The sequence below is a fragment of the Chitinophaga nivalis genome (assembly GCF_025989125.1).
GTDB lineage: Bacteria > Bacteroidota > Bacteroidia > Chitinophagales > Chitinophagaceae > Chitinophaga > Chitinophaga nivalis.
The window spans coordinates 6,900,258-6,919,116 of sequence record NZ_JAPDNR010000001.1; the positions used below are offsets into that span (position 1 = coordinate 6,900,258).

Here is an 18,859-nt window from a genome sequence, read left to right on the forward strand (position 1 = left end):
GATAGTGATTTGTATATATCGTTGTGAATACTATCTCCTGATGGGGTATAAAGTTCGACCATTCTGTTTAACCAGAACGATAGTTTATTAACATTTGCCTATATTTTTTTAACATAAAAAAGGAGCAGTTAAGACTGCTCCTTTTTTATGTTTATGGCAATAAATCTTTTATCGTCTTTTTCAAACCCGCTGTCTGCTGCCACTGCTGCAGCTTTTCCTGTACAATATTGCTGCTGACAGGTTGCCCGTTTACCGACAATACTTCGTGATATAGTTCCAGCAGTTTTTTCAGGTCTTTGATCGGTTTATCCGGCAGTTGTTCCAGACAGGTTGTTAGTAATATTTCCAGTTCGCGGTTGTGCAAGGCACTGATCTTGATCATACTGCCTGCTATCAGGTCTGTAAAACGCTTGAGCGGCGCCCACTCTATCCGTTCTTCCAATCCCGTGATACGGCCAATTTCCCGGCTGTCGATATAACCGGTCATCACGCCGCTGATCCATAGTTCTGCAGCATAGGCCCGAATGGTTTTATCGGCATGGAACATACAGGAAGCTACAAACAAATGCCCCACGGCACTCAACGGTACCATCAGTTCCAATAAAGTACGAATGATAGCGGTTACATGACTGATTTCCGTTACTTCCGCGAAGGATGAACTGCTCATATCATGATGTATAATTCTTGCCAGCAGCACATCCGGATGCCCGGGTGTCAACAATAGCAACCGTTGCAGGTCATTTGCCGTCACACTCAGATAGGGAGGCACAATACCCAGGTACGCCTGCAGCAATGGCGCCGGCGATGACAGCAATACCTCCGCAGTAGTATTTTCGGGCAAGGCTATACGTAATGCGGGCCACTCTGCTTCGTATCGTTCGTATTCTCCTTTTTCCCGGTCATAAGTCCCATATGCCAGGTATTTTTCCATCATAGCCGTCCATTCAAATTGTCCGTGCAGGTAAACGGCTGGAAACTCATTATAGGAAAAAGCAGCAAACGCCGGATAGGTCGCCTGCGGGGTTTTGGTAATACCCGCCTGCATCCAGTACTGTGGCTGGGTAAACGGCGGCTCCGGCATGGCGGAGGTATCCAGTAAAAACCGCATGAGCTGCCGGTATTCACCGGTCAGTTCTTTCACGGCCAATGCCCATGCTGCTGCCGTATCCTGCAGCGCACAACGGGTAATAGCCACCTGAAAATCCATATCAGCAGGTGTGTGCGGCTGTTGTTGGTATTGTTGCAGCCGCTGTACCAGCACCAGCGGATCTATCCAGGCAGGTGTATGTGTAGGTGTGGACAACAGCGGCAAAGTATCGCCGGCTGTTATTTTTTGTAACGCATTAACGAGTAGTTGTCTGGCCGGCATAAAAATGTGTCCATCGCTGTGCGCCGGCCCCCATTCTGCCAACGGCGGTAAGACTACTGTCTGCGGCCACCAGTGCTTGCCTTTTTGCCGTAGCAGATAGGCGCCATATTCCGGGAAACGGGTGGCCATTAACCGGCCATAATGCAGGAAGAATAATGCCAGCAACTGATCCAGGAATCCGGCATTACCGGGCAGGCGGTTATAAATAACAAAGGCGCGTTGAAAGGCTGGTTCCAGCGCCTGTAAAACAGGTACGTCTATTTGTGACTGCAAAGTAACCAGCGTAGCCGGCAGCAGATCAAAATGATGCGCCGCATTATTTTCAAATGCCTGACTGGCCAGAAAAATCAGTTCTGCCGTAGTGGTCACCGGTTCAATAATATTATGTGCACCTGTTAAGGCGATGATGGCTTGTTCCGGCGTGATATCCTCCGCTGCTGCGATGGGCGCCGGCAGGGCAAAATCAGCCAATGCCTTTCGGGTATTCACCAGCAGCATGTCCTGCAACTGCTCCAGCTGTGCTTTCAACACAGCATCTGTTATGACGCCATACTGTGCGATCAGCTTCGCTGCTTTTACCTGCACCGCTTCCTGTTTACTAAGCAATGCCTGACATAACAGCAATACAGCCTTCAGCCGGAGGTCCGGATAGGATGGACATAATTTTTCTATGAGGGCAATACCAGCCATAACAACCGACTTTGTATCGGAGGTCATCACCGGCGGCAGATGATCCAGTAAGGCATCCCGGTCAAACCCGCTGGCAGACCAGATATGTTTAATCGCTGCCAGTGCGGCATTGACTACTTTACTATGCGGTGAACCCAGCGACAGCAACAAAGATTGCCGGAGTAACAACAACTCTTTTTCATCTGGCGCCATTATCGTAAACAGGTCTACAAACCACCCCGATAATACCTTATTGAAATTCCGGGTAGTGGCCTGTAAACAGGCCTGTAATACCCGCTCCCGGTCCAGCTTTCCATTAGCGGTGTTTGCTGCAAAAAATAGCTGCCATGGTGTTTTATCACCTGTATCCCCACCACCATTTACCCAGTTAATATCAGAGGGATATTCAAACAAATACCAGACATGGGTGGCTAACGTTTCCGGGTATACGAATAAATTTTCTGGCCCGTATAATTTTTGCCCCGTTGCTCTTTGTTCAGACTTATAGATGGCATAAGGCAGTAAACGCGCCACCAAAAGCGGAGACGGCACTGCCAGTCCCTGAGCCGCCAGCCACATCAGCAACTGATAATCAAAAGGAACAAATTCCCGGTCTTCATACGATAATATCAGGTCACCCAGCCACGCGGGCTGGTACCACGGCAGGAGGAGTTCCAATGTTTCCTTTTTCAGGATACTGTTGGCATACCATGTTTTTTCAAAATCTTTTTTATCCAGACAAACAAAAGATACGATACCCAATATGCGCTGCTGTGTTGCCGTTCCCCGCATGCCGTACCGGTTCTTTTCCAGCTCTACAAATTCGGTATAATGGCTGTTGAGTTGCTTAATAACAGGTATCAGCGCTTTTTTATCATTACTATCCAGTTGTTGCAGAAAAGGAATCAGGTCCTCCGCTGTTTCGTTGGCAATCCTGGTCTGCAGGTTTTCCTGTACGGTCATGTCTCTAAAGGTTCAATGGTAGGTAATTAAAAACGGCTATCGCTTTTTTTCTTTACGGCCAGTATATGTTTACAGGCGCCGCGTTCTCCCTGGTGTTTGGCAAACCAGGTGCAGGTACAACGGGCTTTCCCCTGGTCTATCACCACGGTATGCCATACCTGACTGCCTGCTACGCGGGCTTCTATTTTTTCATCTGCTGTAGACAATAGCATTACTTTATCTTCTGCCAGCAACTGTTCCGCTTCTTTCATCCGCGGATTCAGCTGTAAGATGCGGCTGGGCTTATAGGGCAGGCGCCGGTAGAAATAATGACGGGCATCGGGATCATATCCCAACAATCCCATAGCAGCCATTCTGCCGGTCAGGCTATCCGCCTGTTTGAAACTCATGTTTTCTGTTACCGCCAGCAAGGTGGTATTAAACGCCTGGTTGGCATAACTGTATTTATCCATGGCGGCCAGCAAACTATCCGGAATATCAGCCAGCAAAGATTCCAGCGCCGCACCTTCTCCCGAAAAGCCACGCCAGCATTCTCTGGACAATGATAAACTAAAACGTACCTGCCCGAAATACAACTGCCAGGTAGTCGCCTGCATATCGGGATCCGCAAATACCCGTAGCTGATCTGCCAATGGCAATAAAGGTTCCAGTAATTTCAATCTGTGAATACCACCGATACAAATCCCTTTGCTGGTATTCACCGGTGAAAACAAGGGTTTGTTACCCCGTGTTACCAGGTAATAATCTGCCTTGGGCTGACCATTCGGAATACTTTGAAACAATTGCAGGGCTTGCATTTTATTAAAGGTATGCACCTCTCCGGCGGCTGCCAGCAACAACTGTACGCTGGTCAGGCCCTTGATCCATTTTACCGGCAGCGGTACTTTCCGTTCTATAATATTTTCTGCCGGTGATGTCTGCACGGCGATCTCCTTCTCTCCTACCGACAACAACAACGCATCATTTCTTCCTACTGCCGCCAATGCATTCAGCATAGGCTGGTTAAAATCCACATTCACGGTACCACTGGCCGGGAATACGCCATCCAGCGCGCCCGGCATCACATCTACCCGGGCATACACACCCGCACAATGGGAAAAACCTTCAAAACGCAGCTGCTGATTGCCGGCCGTTACAATCGGATCTTTCAACAATGCCAGCTGAAAAGGGGAAAGATTAAAACTGGATTTTACCACATTCGACAACACCAACAGGCATCTCGATAACATATAAGACTCGCGGATCACCCCCTGAAAGAAACAGGATAATTGCGATTTCTCTACTTCACTGTAGGCAGATAACAATAATTGTGGCGTCTGCGCGGTATGATGCAGGGAAGATGATTGCCGGTAACTGTACGTGATGATTTCAGACATGCCTGTGTTGTAAGATTTAAAAATACAACTTTGCCCAGAGCTGCTGAAATATTTTACACCGGCTGGGGCGGATCTTCCGCGATGCCTGCTATCCGGCAATCAAATATATTATCTGCCAGTCGTGCAAAACCAACAGCGGTGTTCACAGAAAAAACGACCCCAGTAATCCGATACACACCGGTTGGTAACTGTACAATATCGCCTACACGAGGCACGTTCCCTATTGGAAATCGAAGCGTTGCTATCGTACCGATTGTAAAGGACTCCATATTAATCAGCGAAACAGTGGTGAGCATAACGGAGCAAATTAAGATTACATTTTACCTGTTGGTTCTACGTTTTATGAAGTAATGGTTTAAAATGACCAACACCTTTTATCGGCACATTCAAGCATGATAAATAATTTACGGCTTATTCCTCCACAATACTTCAAATTCATCAGCAGTAAGACGTTCCATGGATACACGATAAAAATCAGTTAGTGGTTGATCAAACATTTCCGCCCAATCTTCGCGCTTTTGAATCTCCAGATAAGAAATTCCTTTTCTGAAAAAATTTACATTAATCTGTCTACGCACGTATTCATTCTCAAATTCATAGTACTGTATATAATTTTCTTCTTCAAATTTCATCCCATCAAACTTCCAATATTCCATCATACAAAATTCTTTTATTATTCCTATACTATTCTTCTTATCTCATCACCATATATATTGCTAGCCAGTACCCTCACGCCTATACGTCAAAGTAACACAAAATACTATCAGCGCGGCAAATAATATCATCAGCCCCCCTAACGGCGTACCTTTTTCTATCGCCTCTCACAAAGAATACTATAAAATCATTCCGGATTATTTTATCTTGGCCTTATACTTTACCCATTGCAGACATTATCACAAGCTGAAAATGCAACACATCATCCGATATTTCACAGCCATAGGCAGCCTGCTGCTCCTGTTAACCACACCAGGATACGGACAGCAAAAACGACCCAATATTATTTTTATTTTCTCCGATGACCACGCATGGCAGTCGATCAGCGCCTACGGCAGCAAGCTGGCCCAAACGCCCAATATAGATCGTATTGCCCGGCAAGGCGCCTTGTTTAAACAGGCCCTGGTCACCAATTCTATCTGCGGTCCCAGCCGGGCTACCCTGCTCACCGGAAAATACAGCCACGTAAACGGGTATACGTTGAACGAGCGGAAATTTGATGTGCAGCAACCGTTGTTTCCCCGTATACTACAGCAAAATGGCTACCAGACCGCCTGGATCGGCAAGTGGCACCTCGGCAGCCTGCCACAGGGATTTGACTACTGGCGTATTCTCAACAACCAGGGCCAATACTTTAACCCTGAAATCATCAGTCCGCAGGATACCACCGTGATGGAAGGTTATGTAACGAATCTCATCACGCAGTTATCTACCGGCTGGCTGCAACAACGGGATACCAGCAAACCTTTTTTCCTGGTAGTTGGCGAAAAAGCGACCCACCGGGAATGGCTGCCGGATCTGCCCGACCTCGGCGCCTACGACAACCAGACATTTCCTTTACCACCCAACTTCCACGACGATTATAAAAACCGGGTAGCGGCACAGGATCAGGATATGACCATTGCCAAAACCATGCGCCTGAAGGAAGACCTGAAAGTACATGCGAACTACGACAAAGGGATCTATGGCCGTTTCACCCCAGCGCAGCGCCAGGCATATACGGCTTACTACGAACAACAGGTCAGCCGCTCCTTTGATTCATTACACCTCAGCGGAGCTGCGCTACTGGAATGGAAATACCAACGGTACCTGAAAGACTACCTGGCCACCGCCCGGTCGCTGGATCGCAACATCGGGCAGCTACTCGACTATCTCGATAAAAATGGCCTGGCGGAAAATACCGTGGTAGTATATGCATCCGACCAGGGATTTTACCTGGGAGAACATGGCTGGTTCGATAAACGCTTTATGTATGAAGAATCCTTACGTACACCGTTTATGATAAAATATCCCGGCGTGGTAAAACCGGGTACACAGGTAAATCAACTGATGCTGAACATCGATTGGGCGCCTACCTTCCTGCAGATAGCGGGGGTAAAAGTACCGGCAGATATACAAGGCACGTCATTCCTTCCTTTACTGCAAACCGGTGGAAAAAAGGTAGCCTGGCGGAAAGCAGCCTATTACCATTATTATGAATTTCCGGAGCCGCATCATGTATATCCGCATTTCGGTATTCGTACGGAACAACATACCCTCGTCTATTTTTATGGGCCTACCCATGCCTGGGAATTATATGACCTGAAAAAAGATCCGCAGCAGGTCAGCAATATCTATGGTACCAAAGGCACCGAACAGCTGACCATCTCGCTAAAACAGGAACTGAAAAAACTCATGGTACAATACCAGGACACCGCCGCCCTCCGTATCCTGGAAACCAATGAAACCAGGGCGGGTAAATAGATTACCGGGATAGTATTATTTCATCTTTTATCTGGCATTATACATCGTATGGCTGTTACACATAGTTATCAATTCACGGTTGTCTCTCATACAAGAACGCTGTGGAGCACATTGGGAATCGTATTCGGGGGAATGGCCCTGTTATTTACCGGCTTGTCATTGAAACTGCCGGAAGTCTGGGTAATCGTGATCAGCGTAACCGCTATGCTGGCGGGCATCATCTTCATGTTGCGGTGGATACACCGGGCGGAAAGTATTACCCTGTCTGCCGACCGGCTGCAATCGGCCCTGTACGGAGAAATCATGCTGGCAGATATTGTAAAAACGTCGGCTCCCTGGTATGGCATTCCGCCATCGTTGAAAGTCCGGCTCCGCAATGGTAAATCACATGTCTGGGGGTTGAACAGCAGCAAAAGTGCCATCCCGCCTACTGCCACTGATCTCGCCGATCTAACGGCCTTCATCCTGCAGTTGCAGTTACAGTTGTCTTCCTCCCAACAAACCACCACCAGCATACCCGGTGGCGGCAGCGTTTCCAAAACTCCTGCTCCTACCCCTACCAGTACAGGAGGGGTACCGGTAAATAAATTCTCTCAATGGGTAAACCAACCCGCTGTTTTGATCTCTCTGGGATTGTTAATCGCGGCCTTGTCTGTCATACGCGCCTGCGTAATAGAGGCCAGGAGAGACCAGTTCCGGGGATTAAGGACCTCTTCTGAGAAAATGTACCAGATCAATAAGGAGCGGGTACGCGCCGTATTAGCCGAAAAACTCAAAACAGAAGGCGCCGCATTTCTGTATACCAACGATACCGCTGCATCGTTGGCACTCGCTCCGCAGATTAATGATGATAACCCGCTCGGGATATCCCTGTTTGAGCATTCACAGGCCAACATGGATATGGAAGCATTCCTGGCCAATCCGGATTCCATGCCGATATTCACCTACCTGGTTGGCGGCGACACTGTGGTTACCCGGATGAGGGCAGGATTCACCGGTGCGCCCGACAGTTCGGAACAACAGTTGCTGGTACGCGCCTACGATCCCAATCAGCATATCAAACCCAACTATCCCCGCAACAATGACACCACCACCTACCGTGTATTTGATGTATGCTGGGGTATTAATATCAAAGACACAAGCAACCTGCAATATGCCATTGACCGTAGTATGCCAGGCATGAATATCATGCTCAGTCAGATCCGGCTGCGTAAAACTTTTTACTTTTATTTCGCCGGAAGGGAAAGCAGTGGTATCAGTGAAGCCCGGTTCAAAGCAGGTATACGGGCATTGAATGCACTATTGCATAAAAACAAGGTGGATACTTCCCTGTTTATATACAAAACATTCAACCGGTAACCACTTCGCGGTTACCGTCAGTGTTGCGCCGGAATTTTAAATAGTGCGAAAAGATAAGTACAAAGGATTAGAAATGCTGGCTGATATAAGCTTCGAGCCGATGAAACTCTTCCTGTACCGCGCCTCTGTATCTGGCAATATCACCACTCAGTTCATCAAACAGGCGGCTGACCGCTTCCTGTTCTTTGTTCTTACAGTTCAATTCCAGTTCGGCGGCAATACCTGCAGATTTGGTCAGTCCAACGGCACAGATATACGTACGTACCTGATGTACCTGTAAAAATATCTGCGGCCAGTCGATTTGTTCGATAGCTGTTTTCAGCATTTCCAGTCGCCGGTCTGTCTGTGTCAGGAAGATTTCAAACATGTCATAGGCATAATCTGGTTGACGATCATACAGTACATGCAAATATGTAATATCCAGGTCTTTATGTATAAATTGGAATGGTGTGATATTTACAGTTTCCATATCAGCAAATTAATAGGTACTTTGAGGAAAGAAACCTGAAAAGGATTATCACGGATAAAGGTAGTATATTACCCCCGAAATAAAAACAACGATAGCAGACAATACATATCCTTAAATTCAGCGATTGCGTTATGAAGTATCTTAACCATGTAATCGGCAGGCAAAGATCCTATATCCCGGGCTTTATACAACGACTGATTAACACCGGCACAGCAGCTGTTACCGACCCTGCAAAAAAAAGAAGTATTCTGCTAATCAATTCCCTGGCCTTGCTCACCGGCACAATGGTATTTGCGATTGGACTTTACTTCTATTATCTCATTCATTCCCGCATGCTATTGACGGGCGTCATCATTGAAGGCTCCTGTTTCTATGGCATTCTGTATCTGAATAAAAAACAACAACACACATTGGCCAATACGGCCATGTTGCTGGTACATGCTTTTTCCGCCATCTATTTTGGCTCCCTGTTTGGGATTGTGTTGCCACTGGAACTGGTGTCGGTATTTTTGATTGTATGTCTGGGTTTCGGTTCCTGTCTGCTCTACAAGGATATCCGTATCCGGGCGATTGGCTTTTCCGCTGCCTTTATACTGCTGGCTGTTATTGAAGCCAACAACTACTTTAAAGTGATTATTCCGCTGCCACTCAGCGACAGCAACCGGTTTATTTTCCGTTGGTTTTGCCAGGGAGGTGTTATCCTGTTGATCACCTATGTGATTACAGCGCTCATCCGCGAGAATGATCACCTGTTCAATTCTCTGAGAATGGCCAATCTCTATAAACGGATTTTTTTGCAGGAAGTCAGCCATGAAATACGTACGCCGCTGAATGCCGTTTTTGGCAATGCCCAGTTACTGGAAAGAAAAACGGAGAAATATTTTACGCCCGAACTACTGGAAGAAAGACCGGAATTACAGGAGCTACAGGAGTTGGTAGATTGTATTATTTCCTCCTCCAACCATAGCCGGCGGGTACTGAATAACATTCTGGAGTTATCCGCCATTGACCAGGGTAAACTGGATGAAGTTAAAAAAGGTCCTTTCCACCTGACCATCTGGCTCCGCGATATTCTGAAAATACACGAACATGCCTGTCAGGAAAGAAGTATACTGACAGAATTGAAGATGGACCGGCTGAATATCCCGTCTATGATCATTTCCGACAAAATGAAGTGCACACAGATCCTGCATAACCTGTTGTCGAATGCCATTAAGTTCGCGCCATCTCATTCCCGTGTAACCGTTGCCGTTTTCCGCATCCAGGATGATTTATACCTGCAGGTCACCAATGCCGGCAAACCAATCAGCAAAGAGATGCAGGAAGAAATCTTCCAGCCTTTTGTAACCGGCAAAGACGGATTTACAGAAGGCACCGGCCTGGGATTATATATTACCCGGAAACTGGTGGAACAGTTAAACGGGATCATCTCCATACAAAGTATGGAAGAAGAAAATACCACCTTCACGGTTCGTTTCAGTGAATTGCTGAAAGAGCGGTACACCCAGGATAAACCCATATTGCCACCTTCTGCCCGGGAAATAAAAAACAAAAGAATCCTCATTATAGATGATGAAATCACCTGCCGGGATGTAGTCCGGAAATACCTGGATGGCAATTACTTTATCCAGGCAGAAAACGGGGTGGAAGGTCTGAGAATGGCCAAAACCGAAAAACCGGATATCATCATCCTGGATACGCATATGCCGGAAATGGGTGGTATTGAAACCCTGCACCTGATCCGGGAAGATGCCGAAATTGCCAATATCCCTGTTGTATTTACCTCCGGCGACGGATTCAGCGAATCCAGGGAATTATATATGGCTGCCGGCGCCAATGATTTTGTGATTAAGCCCATCGATTTTAATGAATTGAACAGCGTTTTAACCCGACATCTCGACCGATAGACTGCGGTAATTTTTCCGGTTTTCCCCCTGGAAAGGGTCACTAAGCCCGGTTTCGTACTATATTACAGGAACTAGCTTTCATGTGACATGCCATCTTTATGCAAATCTGGCCTCCCGGCTACTATTTGCAGGGAATTCATTATCCTTTGGCGCTTCATCGACAACGACATCTGGGACACCATCTGTCCGTCTTTAATCGCCTTTATGACAGCCTGGTGCTACAGCAACCAGTCCTGGAATGAGTTTCCTGCCCGGTTAGGCTATTCTCTCGGCTATGCCGCCCTGTACATCTACACTTTTTGTTTATCCAATCAGGTAAACGGCGTAGAAGAAGACCGGATCAACAAACCCTATCGCCCCCTACCCACGGGCCTTGTAACCGTAAAAGCCACCTGGATCAGGATTGTGGTATACACCGTCGTCTACCTGCTGGTAGCCTGGCGGCTGCATATCTTCTGGTATTCCCTGGCCTGGGTGGCAGTGACTTATCTCCTCAATACCTATGGATGGAGTAATCACTGGTTTACCAAAAACGTGCTGGGTATGACTTTCGGCACCTTCATCCTGTTGAACGTGCAATGGGGTATTGCAGCGCCGGATACACCTGCCAGCGTGCAGGTGCTGGGCTACATGGCGCTGATCAGCGTCTGGGCCGGCATTGCCTTGCCGCTGCAGGATATGCGCGATGAACAGGGCGACCGGAAAATGGGCAGGAGAACCCTTCCCATTACTTTCGGCGACAAAAAGGCCAGGATGCTGCTTTTCATCAACTTCCTGGTCTTCTCTCCCGCGCTGTTTTTGGGGGCTATGCTCACGCAGCTCTCGCCCCAGCAGATCTTCAGCCGGGAAGGCGCCATGATCATCCTCTTGCTACAAATTGCTATTCATTGGTGTATTTCCATCCGGGTGGTCCGTTACAAGACCCCTTCGGCGGATAATAAAACCTATCACCTGTACGTGGCCTTATTCTGTGCCGGCGTACCGGTGATCTGCTTTTTGTAGCAACGAGGTGAGCCTCCTTTATCTTATACCTACCGGGCCACCGCCCGGTAAGGGAATCTTTTGCCTGTAATCAGCCACATAAAAGATAAAAGACAGTACGCTTCCCGTCGCCAACATCCGGCCGGAGGACATCGGTATCCCCGACAAGAAAAGATGTTGTTATCGTTTTTTTTCTTCGGAAGATAGTGATGAAAAAAGCCTGAAATATCGTGGCAACACCGTTCGGTCGCCGTTGTGCTCCTTTATTTTTCCCGCACTGGTGCTAAACTTTTGACAATTAAGACAAAAGGTCTATTTTTGCTCTCTGGTTGCAGGATTGCTGTGATCTGCAGACATAAAAGCGGTGTTTGAAAAGAATTTGTCTTTAAGTTGTTGATAAAAGAAGATTAAAACTTAAGGAACTGCATCCCATCCGATGCGGTTTTTTTTATGCACCACATTTATCACTTAATCGACAGTCATTTTAACAGATATATGAAGACATACTTCCGACTCTTATCATTTGCCCGGCCCATCAACAGATATGCGATCCCTTATATTATTTGCACCATCTTCTCCGTTATATTCAGTACGTTGAACCTGGCACTGGTAGCGCCTTTGCTCACCACGCTGTTTGATGAAAACACCCAACAGGTGATTTCACCCATGCCATCCAGCTACTTCGATGTATTTGCCGTTTTCAAACACTACACCAGCTATACCAAAGTAATGTACGGGCCAATGGCCACACTGAAATTTGTGTGTGTAACCATTGTGATCTCCGTGTTGCTCAGTAATATTTTCCGCTACTTCGCAGACCGTATTATGGAAAGTCTGCGTATCCACACCCTGCTGAACCTGCGTAAATCTGTATTCGACAGCGTAATGGATATGCACCTCGGCTATTTCAGCAATGAAAGAAAAGGGGATATTCTTTCCAAGGTAGCTTCTGATGTACAGGTAGTACAATACTCTGTTACCGGTACCTTACAGGTGTTGTTCAAAGAACCGGTTACCATCATTGCTTACCTCGTATTCCTGTTCATCATCTCCTATAAGCTCACCCTGGCATCTATGCTGATTATACCGATAGCCGGATTTCTGATTTCCAAGATTGTAAGAAAGCTGAAAGAGCAGGCCATGGCTTCCCACGTTGCCTATGGTATGATGATCAGTTACCTGGATGAAGCTTTACATGGTATCAAAATCATTAAGGCATTCAATGCGGTAAAATTTATTACCAACCGTTTCCACAGACAGAACGTACATTACTCCAAGATCATCCGCAGCATGTCTAAAAAACAGCAGATGGCGTCGCCCGTTTCTGAAACATTGGGCGTAATCATGGTAGCAGGTATCGTATTGTTTGGTGGCTCCCTGGTACTGGAACATAAAGGAGATATGGATGCTGCCAGCTTCATCGCCTATATCGCCCTCTTCTCCCAGGTTATGCGGCCTGCAAAGGCTATCTCTGCTTCTTTCAGCGGTATCCACTCCGGTATTGCGGCAGGCGAACGTGTACTGGAAATGATAGATATGAAATGCCAGATCAACGATGCGCCGGATGCTACCGCACTGACGGAATTCAAAGAGGCGATCCGGTTTGAAAATGTAACATTCGCCTATGAGCAGAAAGAGGTATTACGTAATATCAGCTTTACCGTACCCAAAGGGAAAACAATCGCGCTGGTAGGGCCTTCCGGTGGTGGTAAATCTACCCTCATGGATCTCGTGCCCCGTTTCATCGATGTAAAATCAGGTAACATCCTGATTGATGGTAAAGACATCAGGTCGGTGACCATGGAATCCCTGCGTACCTTGATGGGTATTGTCAACCAGGAATCCATTCTCTTCAATGACTCTATCTTTAATAATATTGCTTTCGGTAATCTCAATGCCACCGCTGAAGAAGTAGAAGCAGCTGCACGGATTGCCAATGCACATGAATTTATTCTCAATACAACGGATGGTTATGCTACCAATATCGGTGATAAAGGTTCCAAGCTCTCCGGCGGCCAACGGCAACGTATCTGTATTGCCCGTGCTGTGCTGGCCAATCCGCCCATCATGTTGCTGGATGAAGCTACCTCCGCATTGGATACTGAATCTGAAAAAATGGTACAGGAAGCGCTGAATAACCTGATGAAGAACCGTACCTCCCTGGTGATTGCACACAGGCTGAGTACTATTCAGAACGCAGACCAGATCATTGTACTGGATAACGGCCAGATAGCAGAACAGGGTACCCACCAGGAACTGCTGAATGCCAATGGTATCTATCGCAAGCTGATTGAAATGCAGACTTTCAGTTCCAACGAAACCGTTCCCAGCGAAGTCATCGGATAATATCCGCTATTGATACAAACAAGAAAGCCGGCTGCAAATGCAGCCGGCTTTCTTGTTTGTATCAGATTTTATTACTTCAAAATCAATAATTGTCTTGGTAACACCCGCTTAATGATAATAACCATTCGTGCAGTAGGTGATGCCGTGTTTGAGCGTATCCAGGTATACCCGGTAGTTAATATTCTCATGTACACGATCATTAAACGGATGATGCAGGTGATAACAAACTGCTTTCAGTTTCACTTTTTTCTGGCTTAAGCCGGAGTTGATGAAACGGGCGGCCAGTTCAATATCTTCGTGTCCCCATCCTTTTAATTCATTGTTATAACCGTTTACTTTCAAAAAGTCGGCTTTCCAGAAAGCACAGTTGCAACCAATGAGATTACGGGAGCGCTTGCTCTTCTTAATCAGTAGTGGAGCCAGCACCGGAATACGAAGAGAATTGAACCGGTTCCTCACCCCTCTTCCAAAGGTGGCAACCCTTCCAAAAATGCCACTACGCAGGAAACGGGCTGTTTTATCTTCTGGTAGCAACACGCGGCTGCCCCGGATGTAAAAACCTTTTTCCGCCTCACTGATGTGGTCTTTTATAAAGAGCTCATGCAATACGATGTCGCCATCAATCTGAATAATATAATCAGATGCTGTTCCTGTGATGGCCTGGTTGATGATAATAGTTTTCCGGAAGCCTTCATCAGGATGCCAGAAATGTTTAACAGGCATCGGCGCCTTTTTCTTAAAAGCATCTATTACTGCTTTTGTTGAATCGCCTGAACCATCGTCCGCTATAATAACCTCGTCCGGCAGCACGTTTTGTTTCAAAACGCTATCCAACACAAGTTTTAAAGCTTCCGGCCAATTGTATGTTGTCACAAGTAAGGCCACCGACATTCTATCACCCATATTATTAAGTCTATTATTATTTATTATTGAAAATCCGAACAGTCTTGCTTTAACCCGTATAGTGCCATTGCGGTTGATGATGCAATAACAGCAGTATACATGGATATAACTAAGGAACATGCAGGTTCATAGCACTACTAAATTGGTCAGTTATAATTGCTTTCAGGTTTTTTCCTGTATGCTAACGTTTCAAGGATAGAATAAGTTACACATACATTCTTCAGTACATAAAATTATTCCGTAAAATTATGCCAATTTGATCAGTTTCGATAAAAGCAATTTTTTTTGGTACGTACTTTCATTTGCCGCAGCCAGGGCTACCACAAACATAACAATTTTATGCAATTTATAACATATTATAACAATGCCATAATAAATTTTATTGCCTGATTAATTGCCCTTTTTTTACTGACCATCATCTATTTTTCGGATTAGCTCCTGGCGTACATTAGCTGGTACTTTATCCAACAATTTATAGCCTGTGGCTTCCTCAATTTCTGCAATAGACGTCAGGTAGGCTGTCCATCGGGGATTTACATCATTTTTATTCGGTGTATTCACAGCAATAATGCGTGTATTTTTATTAATACGCTGCAGGTCATTATTTCCGGCTGGTAAAATCACCAATACTTTCCAGATATGATCGGGCACCTGAATACGGCCATTATCAATTTTTCTTGCCAACCCTTTACTACCGGTACCTCCGGCGCCATAACTCCCCATGATCACATATACTTCATTGCCTTCCCTCACCAGGTCGCGGGTATAGTCTTCCAGATTTTTCCATAAATGCTGGTTATGGTTAGGCGCCTGCGGAATCATATTCGTCATCAGGAAAGTAGCTTCATTGGCATCGCGGGTAGCCGTACGATCTCCGGAAGGACAATTATGTCCCCGGTCAAATCCGCTGCCGATATAACTGGACTGTGTTACCTGATACCAGCTGCCCGGCAGATCTGCATCCGGCCGGAAATCATTGGCGCGCGACATGCTGCCCAGGTCTTTACTGGATACATGCCAGCTAACCCAGTTAGGCGTGCCTTTATCGCGGTTATAGGATAATACAAAGTAGCCTTTATCCATCAGGTAATTGCCGGTCATCACCACAGCGGGCGTAGCATCACTGGGGTTGCCCAGCAAGAGATGACTATCGTCTCCCGTTGCCGGGTGCCCGTCAGACGCAGGTGTTTCCGGAGATAACCGGCCACCGGCAGTAACGGTAAAGGCATCCACATTTAAGCGGCTACCGGTTTTATCTGTTTTACGGATTTCAAAACGGATCGTCTGCGGACTGCTGACCGTGAACGTAGCGGTACGCAACGTGTTGGCAGTAACACTAACGGTATTGCCTACCCGGGTATATCGCTGTCCCTTATTGACCGATGCCCATAGTTCCCAGCTACCTTCCTTGTCGTTGCTATACAAGGCATATTTCAGGGTAACCGTAACAATGCCTTTTACAGCCACATCAAAGTTCATGGCTGCACTGCCATTATCCCGGAGCCGGAGGGCCTGTTTACCCACCTTATGATCTTCTTCTGTAGTACCGGTAACAGCATTCTTTAATTCCCAGGAGCCACTGGAAAAATCTTCACTACCGGTATTGTAATTTGTTTTGGAACCTTTTTCAAAGTTTTCAAGCAACAGGTTTTTAGCGGCAGGCGGCTTATTATTTTTTTTGCGGGATGATTTTTTTGCAGGTGTTTTTTCTTCAAGACCGGCAATTTTCCGGGAACAGGTAGTAACAGCAAATGTAGCAATGATCAGGATAACGATAACGGCTAAACTATTATTCTGTGTGCGCTTATTATTCTTCGTTTTCTTCTTTGGCATAGTCGGCCGCGAAGATATTAATTTTTATGCAGCAGCAGGTATTGAAAAAATCAGCTTACGCGTACTTATTTTCAATCACCTGCTGCTACTGCAGCGCAAATGCAGTTCCCTAATAAAAGAGCTGCGACAATACATTACCGGCATCATTGGTTGCCGGTTTCAATCCTAAAAACTTGGTGTACTGCGCAACGGTCAGCAAAGTTTTAATCTTGCCAAACAAACCTTTTTGTAAACCGCCCAATTTCGACGTATAGCCGGCAGGGTTAGTCTGCTGCAATGGCAGTATGCCAGCTTTCTGTTTCAGGAACCCGCTGACCAGATTCAATAACTTAGGTTGCTGGGTGTTGTTTAATCCCAAAGCAGGGGTTAATTGCCCCAGGATAGCATTGGCGATCCCACCGGAATTGGATAAAGGATTTTGGGTGCTGCCGGTTACTTTTTTGGCCTGGTCCAGGATACCCTGCGCCTGCATGGAAAAACTCAAAAAACATACACCGAACAATAACAACATGAACTTTTTTGCCATAAATGGAGTGGTTTTAAGTAAACATCAAGGAATCATGACTCTTCTTAAATATACCATTTTGTTCTCATTCCTACATTGGCCGGATCAAACAAATTTTTGACGCACATACACAAATCGGCCACCCGGGTATGTTGTAATATTGTACCCATAAATCACAACACGCGATTGTCATTTCCACGCATCATATACCAGTATGTATAACGAAAGAATCAAAAGAGCGGAACTGCAAAGCAGGATTATCACGGCCACCCAGGCTGCGGCCCTGTTCCGGGACCAGATGGTGGTGGCCTCCAGCGGCTTCACCAAAGCAGGCGACAGCAAAGCAGTACTGAAAGCCCTGGCCGCCCGGGCACAGGAAGATCCGCTTCAGATCACACTCCTCACCGGGGCCTCCCTCGGACACGGCACAGATGGGATTTTAACTACTGCACACGTACTGAAAAAAAGAATGCCTTTCCAGGTAGATCCGATACTACGCCAAAGCATCAACGACGGAGAAGTATTGTTTATTGATCAGCACCTGGGGGAAAGCGCAGAACTGATTCACGAAAAGGTCATACCCAAAGTAGACATCGCTGTGATTGAAGCACTGATGCTGGAAGAAGACGGCAGCATCGTACCTACGACTTCGGTGGGGAACTCCCCTGCCTTTGCCGCGGCAGCCGATAAAATCATTGTGGAAATCAATATGTCTGTTCCTGTTTCCCTGCACGGTATCCACGATATATTCATGGCTGGCAACTGGCCCAACCGGCAGATCATTCCGGTCACCGACGCCGGCACCCGCATCGGCAGTCACGCGATTAAAATAGATCCGGAAAAAATTGCCGGTATCGTACTCACGGAAACGACGGACAGTCCGGCCCAGATCAATGAACGCGATGATAAAACCCGCGCGATTGCCGGACACCTGCTGACATTCTTTGAAAGAGAAATCCGCCTTGGCCGGCTGACCCATCGCCTGCGCCCATTGCAGTCAGGTATCGGGAAGGTAGCCAATGCCGTGATGGAAGGTTTTATCGATGGAAATTTCCATGATCTGACCATGTATTCGGAAGTAATGCAGGACAGCACTTTCAGCCTCATAGATGCCGGCAAACTCCTGTTGGGATCTGCCTCTTCTATCACGGTATCGGAAGCCTGCTACCACCGTGTATTCAACAATTTTGAGAAATACAAACCGCATATTGTACTGCGGCCGCAAGATATCAGCAATGCCGCAGAGGTCATTCGCCGCCTCGGTGTGATCAGCATCAATACAGCTATCGAATGCGATATCTACGGCAATGTAAACTCCACGCATATCGGTGGTACCCACATGATGAATGGTATCGGTGGCTCCAATGATTTTGCCCGCAATGCTTACCTGAGCATTTTTGTTACACAGTCATCCTCCAAAGCCGGAGCGATCTCACACATCGTACCCATGGCTTCACATATAGATAATACAGAACACGATGTAGACATTATCGTAACGGAAAATGGTTTAGCCGATCTGCGTGGCCTCGCGCCCAGAGAACGGGCTAAACTGATCATAGCTAATTGTGCACATGCCAGCTATCGTGATGAATTGAATGACTATTTTTCCAACGCCTGCAAAACAGGAGGTCATACGCCACACCGGCTGCAGGAAGCCCTTAGCTGGCACACCAGATTCAAAGACAACGGAACCATGCTTAGAACTGTTCCTCTTTAGTGTGT

14 protein-coding genes are annotated in these 18,859 nt (G+C 46.7%); 6 read left to right on the top strand and 8 right to left on the bottom strand.

Translation table 11 applies throughout. From position 1 onward, the window contains the following. Window positions 1-151: 151 nt before the first annotated feature. From OL444_RS25115 to OL444_RS25130, 4 genes are all read right to left on the bottom strand, one after another. Window positions 152-3,001 (bottom strand): DUF6493 family protein, encoded by a 2,850-nt coding sequence (locus OL444_RS25115; RefSeq protein WP_264729011.1) that lies wholly within the window; start codon window positions 2,999-3,001, stop codon window positions 152-154. Between the two features lie 26 nt (window positions 3,002-3,027). Beyond that, entirely contained in the window at window positions 3,028-4,377 is a 1,350-nt protein-coding gene (locus OL444_RS25120) for an SWIM zinc finger family protein (RefSeq protein ID WP_264729009.1), read from the bottom strand. Between the two features lie 53 nt (window positions 4,378-4,430). Further along, on the bottom strand, window positions 4,431-4,673 hold the full coding sequence (locus OL444_RS25125; RefSeq protein WP_264729007.1) for a hypothetical protein: 243 nt from the start codon (window positions 4,671-4,673) through the stop codon (window positions 4,431-4,433). A gap of 108 nt (window positions 4,674-4,781) precedes the next feature. Beyond that, entirely contained in the window at window positions 4,782-5,036 is a 255-nt protein-coding gene (locus OL444_RS25130) for a hypothetical protein (RefSeq protein ID WP_264729005.1), read from the bottom strand. Window positions 5,037-5,283: 247 nt separating this feature from the next. Between OL444_RS25130 and OL444_RS25135 the strand changes: the two genes are divergently transcribed. Both OL444_RS25135 and OL444_RS25140 read left to right on the top strand, forming a co-directional pair. Continuing rightward, on the top strand, window positions 5,284-6,834 hold the full coding sequence (locus OL444_RS25135) for a sulfatase family protein (RefSeq protein WP_264729003.1): 1,551 nt from the start codon (window positions 5,284-5,286) through the stop codon (window positions 6,832-6,834). 48 nt (window positions 6,835-6,882) lie between these two features. Continuing rightward, on the top strand, window positions 6,883-8,193 hold the full coding sequence (locus OL444_RS25140; protein ID WP_264729000.1) for a hypothetical protein: 1,311 nt from the start codon (window positions 6,883-6,885) through the stop codon (window positions 8,191-8,193). Between the two features lie 67 nt (window positions 8,194-8,260). Here OL444_RS25140 and OL444_RS25145 read toward each other — a convergent pair whose 3' ends face one another. Continuing rightward, a complete protein-coding gene (locus tag OL444_RS25145) occupies window positions 8,261-8,662 on the bottom strand; it encodes an Hpt domain-containing protein (protein ID WP_264728999.1) in 402 nt (133 codons plus the stop codon). 131 nt (window positions 8,663-8,793) lie between these two features. Here OL444_RS25145 and OL444_RS25150 point away from each other — a divergent pair, with 131 nt between their 5' ends. The 3 genes from OL444_RS25150 (at window position 8,794) to OL444_RS25160 (ending at window position 13,896) form a co-directional block, all read left to right on the top strand. Further along, window positions 8,794-10,569: an ATP-binding protein gene (locus OL444_RS25150; RefSeq protein WP_264728998.1), complete on the top strand. Its 1,776-nt coding sequence runs from the start codon at window positions 8,794-8,796 to the stop codon at window positions 10,567-10,569. An 87-nt stretch (window positions 10,570-10,656) separates the two neighbouring features. Next, complete coding sequence (locus OL444_RS25155) at window positions 10,657-11,571, top strand: UbiA family prenyltransferase (RefSeq protein WP_264728997.1); 915 nt, start codon at window positions 10,657-10,659, stop codon at window positions 11,569-11,571. A gap of 474 nt (window positions 11,572-12,045) precedes the next feature. Next, window positions 12,046-13,896 (top strand): ABC transporter ATP-binding protein, encoded by a 1,851-nt coding sequence (locus OL444_RS25160; protein ID WP_264728996.1) that lies wholly within the window; start codon window positions 12,046-12,048, stop codon window positions 13,894-13,896. 108 nt (window positions 13,897-14,004) lie between these two features. Here OL444_RS25160 and OL444_RS25165 read toward each other — a convergent pair whose 3' ends face one another. From OL444_RS25165 to OL444_RS25175, 3 genes are all read right to left on the bottom strand, one after another. Further along, window positions 14,005-14,919, bottom strand: a complete 915-nt coding sequence (locus tag OL444_RS25165; protein ID WP_307735001.1) for a glycosyltransferase family 2 protein — start codon at window positions 14,917-14,919, stop codon at window positions 14,005-14,007. A gap of 285 nt (window positions 14,920-15,204) precedes the next feature. Further along, window positions 15,205-16,632: a DNA/RNA non-specific endonuclease gene (locus OL444_RS25170; RefSeq protein ID WP_264728994.1), complete on the bottom strand. Its 1,428-nt coding sequence runs from the start codon at window positions 16,630-16,632 to the stop codon at window positions 15,205-15,207. 109 nt (window positions 16,633-16,741) lie between these two features. Further along, window positions 16,742-17,158, bottom strand: a complete 417-nt coding sequence (locus OL444_RS25175) for a hypothetical protein (protein ID WP_264728993.1) — start codon at window positions 17,156-17,158, stop codon at window positions 16,742-16,744. A gap of 193 nt (window positions 17,159-17,351) precedes the next feature. Between OL444_RS25175 and scpC the strand changes: the two genes are divergently transcribed. Beyond that, window positions 17,352-18,854 carry a succinyl-CoA:acetate CoA-transferase ScpC gene (scpC, locus tag OL444_RS25180; protein ID WP_264728991.1) on the top strand — a complete coding sequence of 501 codons (1,503 nt, stop codon included), beginning with the start codon at window positions 17,352-17,354 and terminating at the stop codon, window positions 18,852-18,854. Window positions 18,855-18,859: the final 5 nt, after the last annotated feature.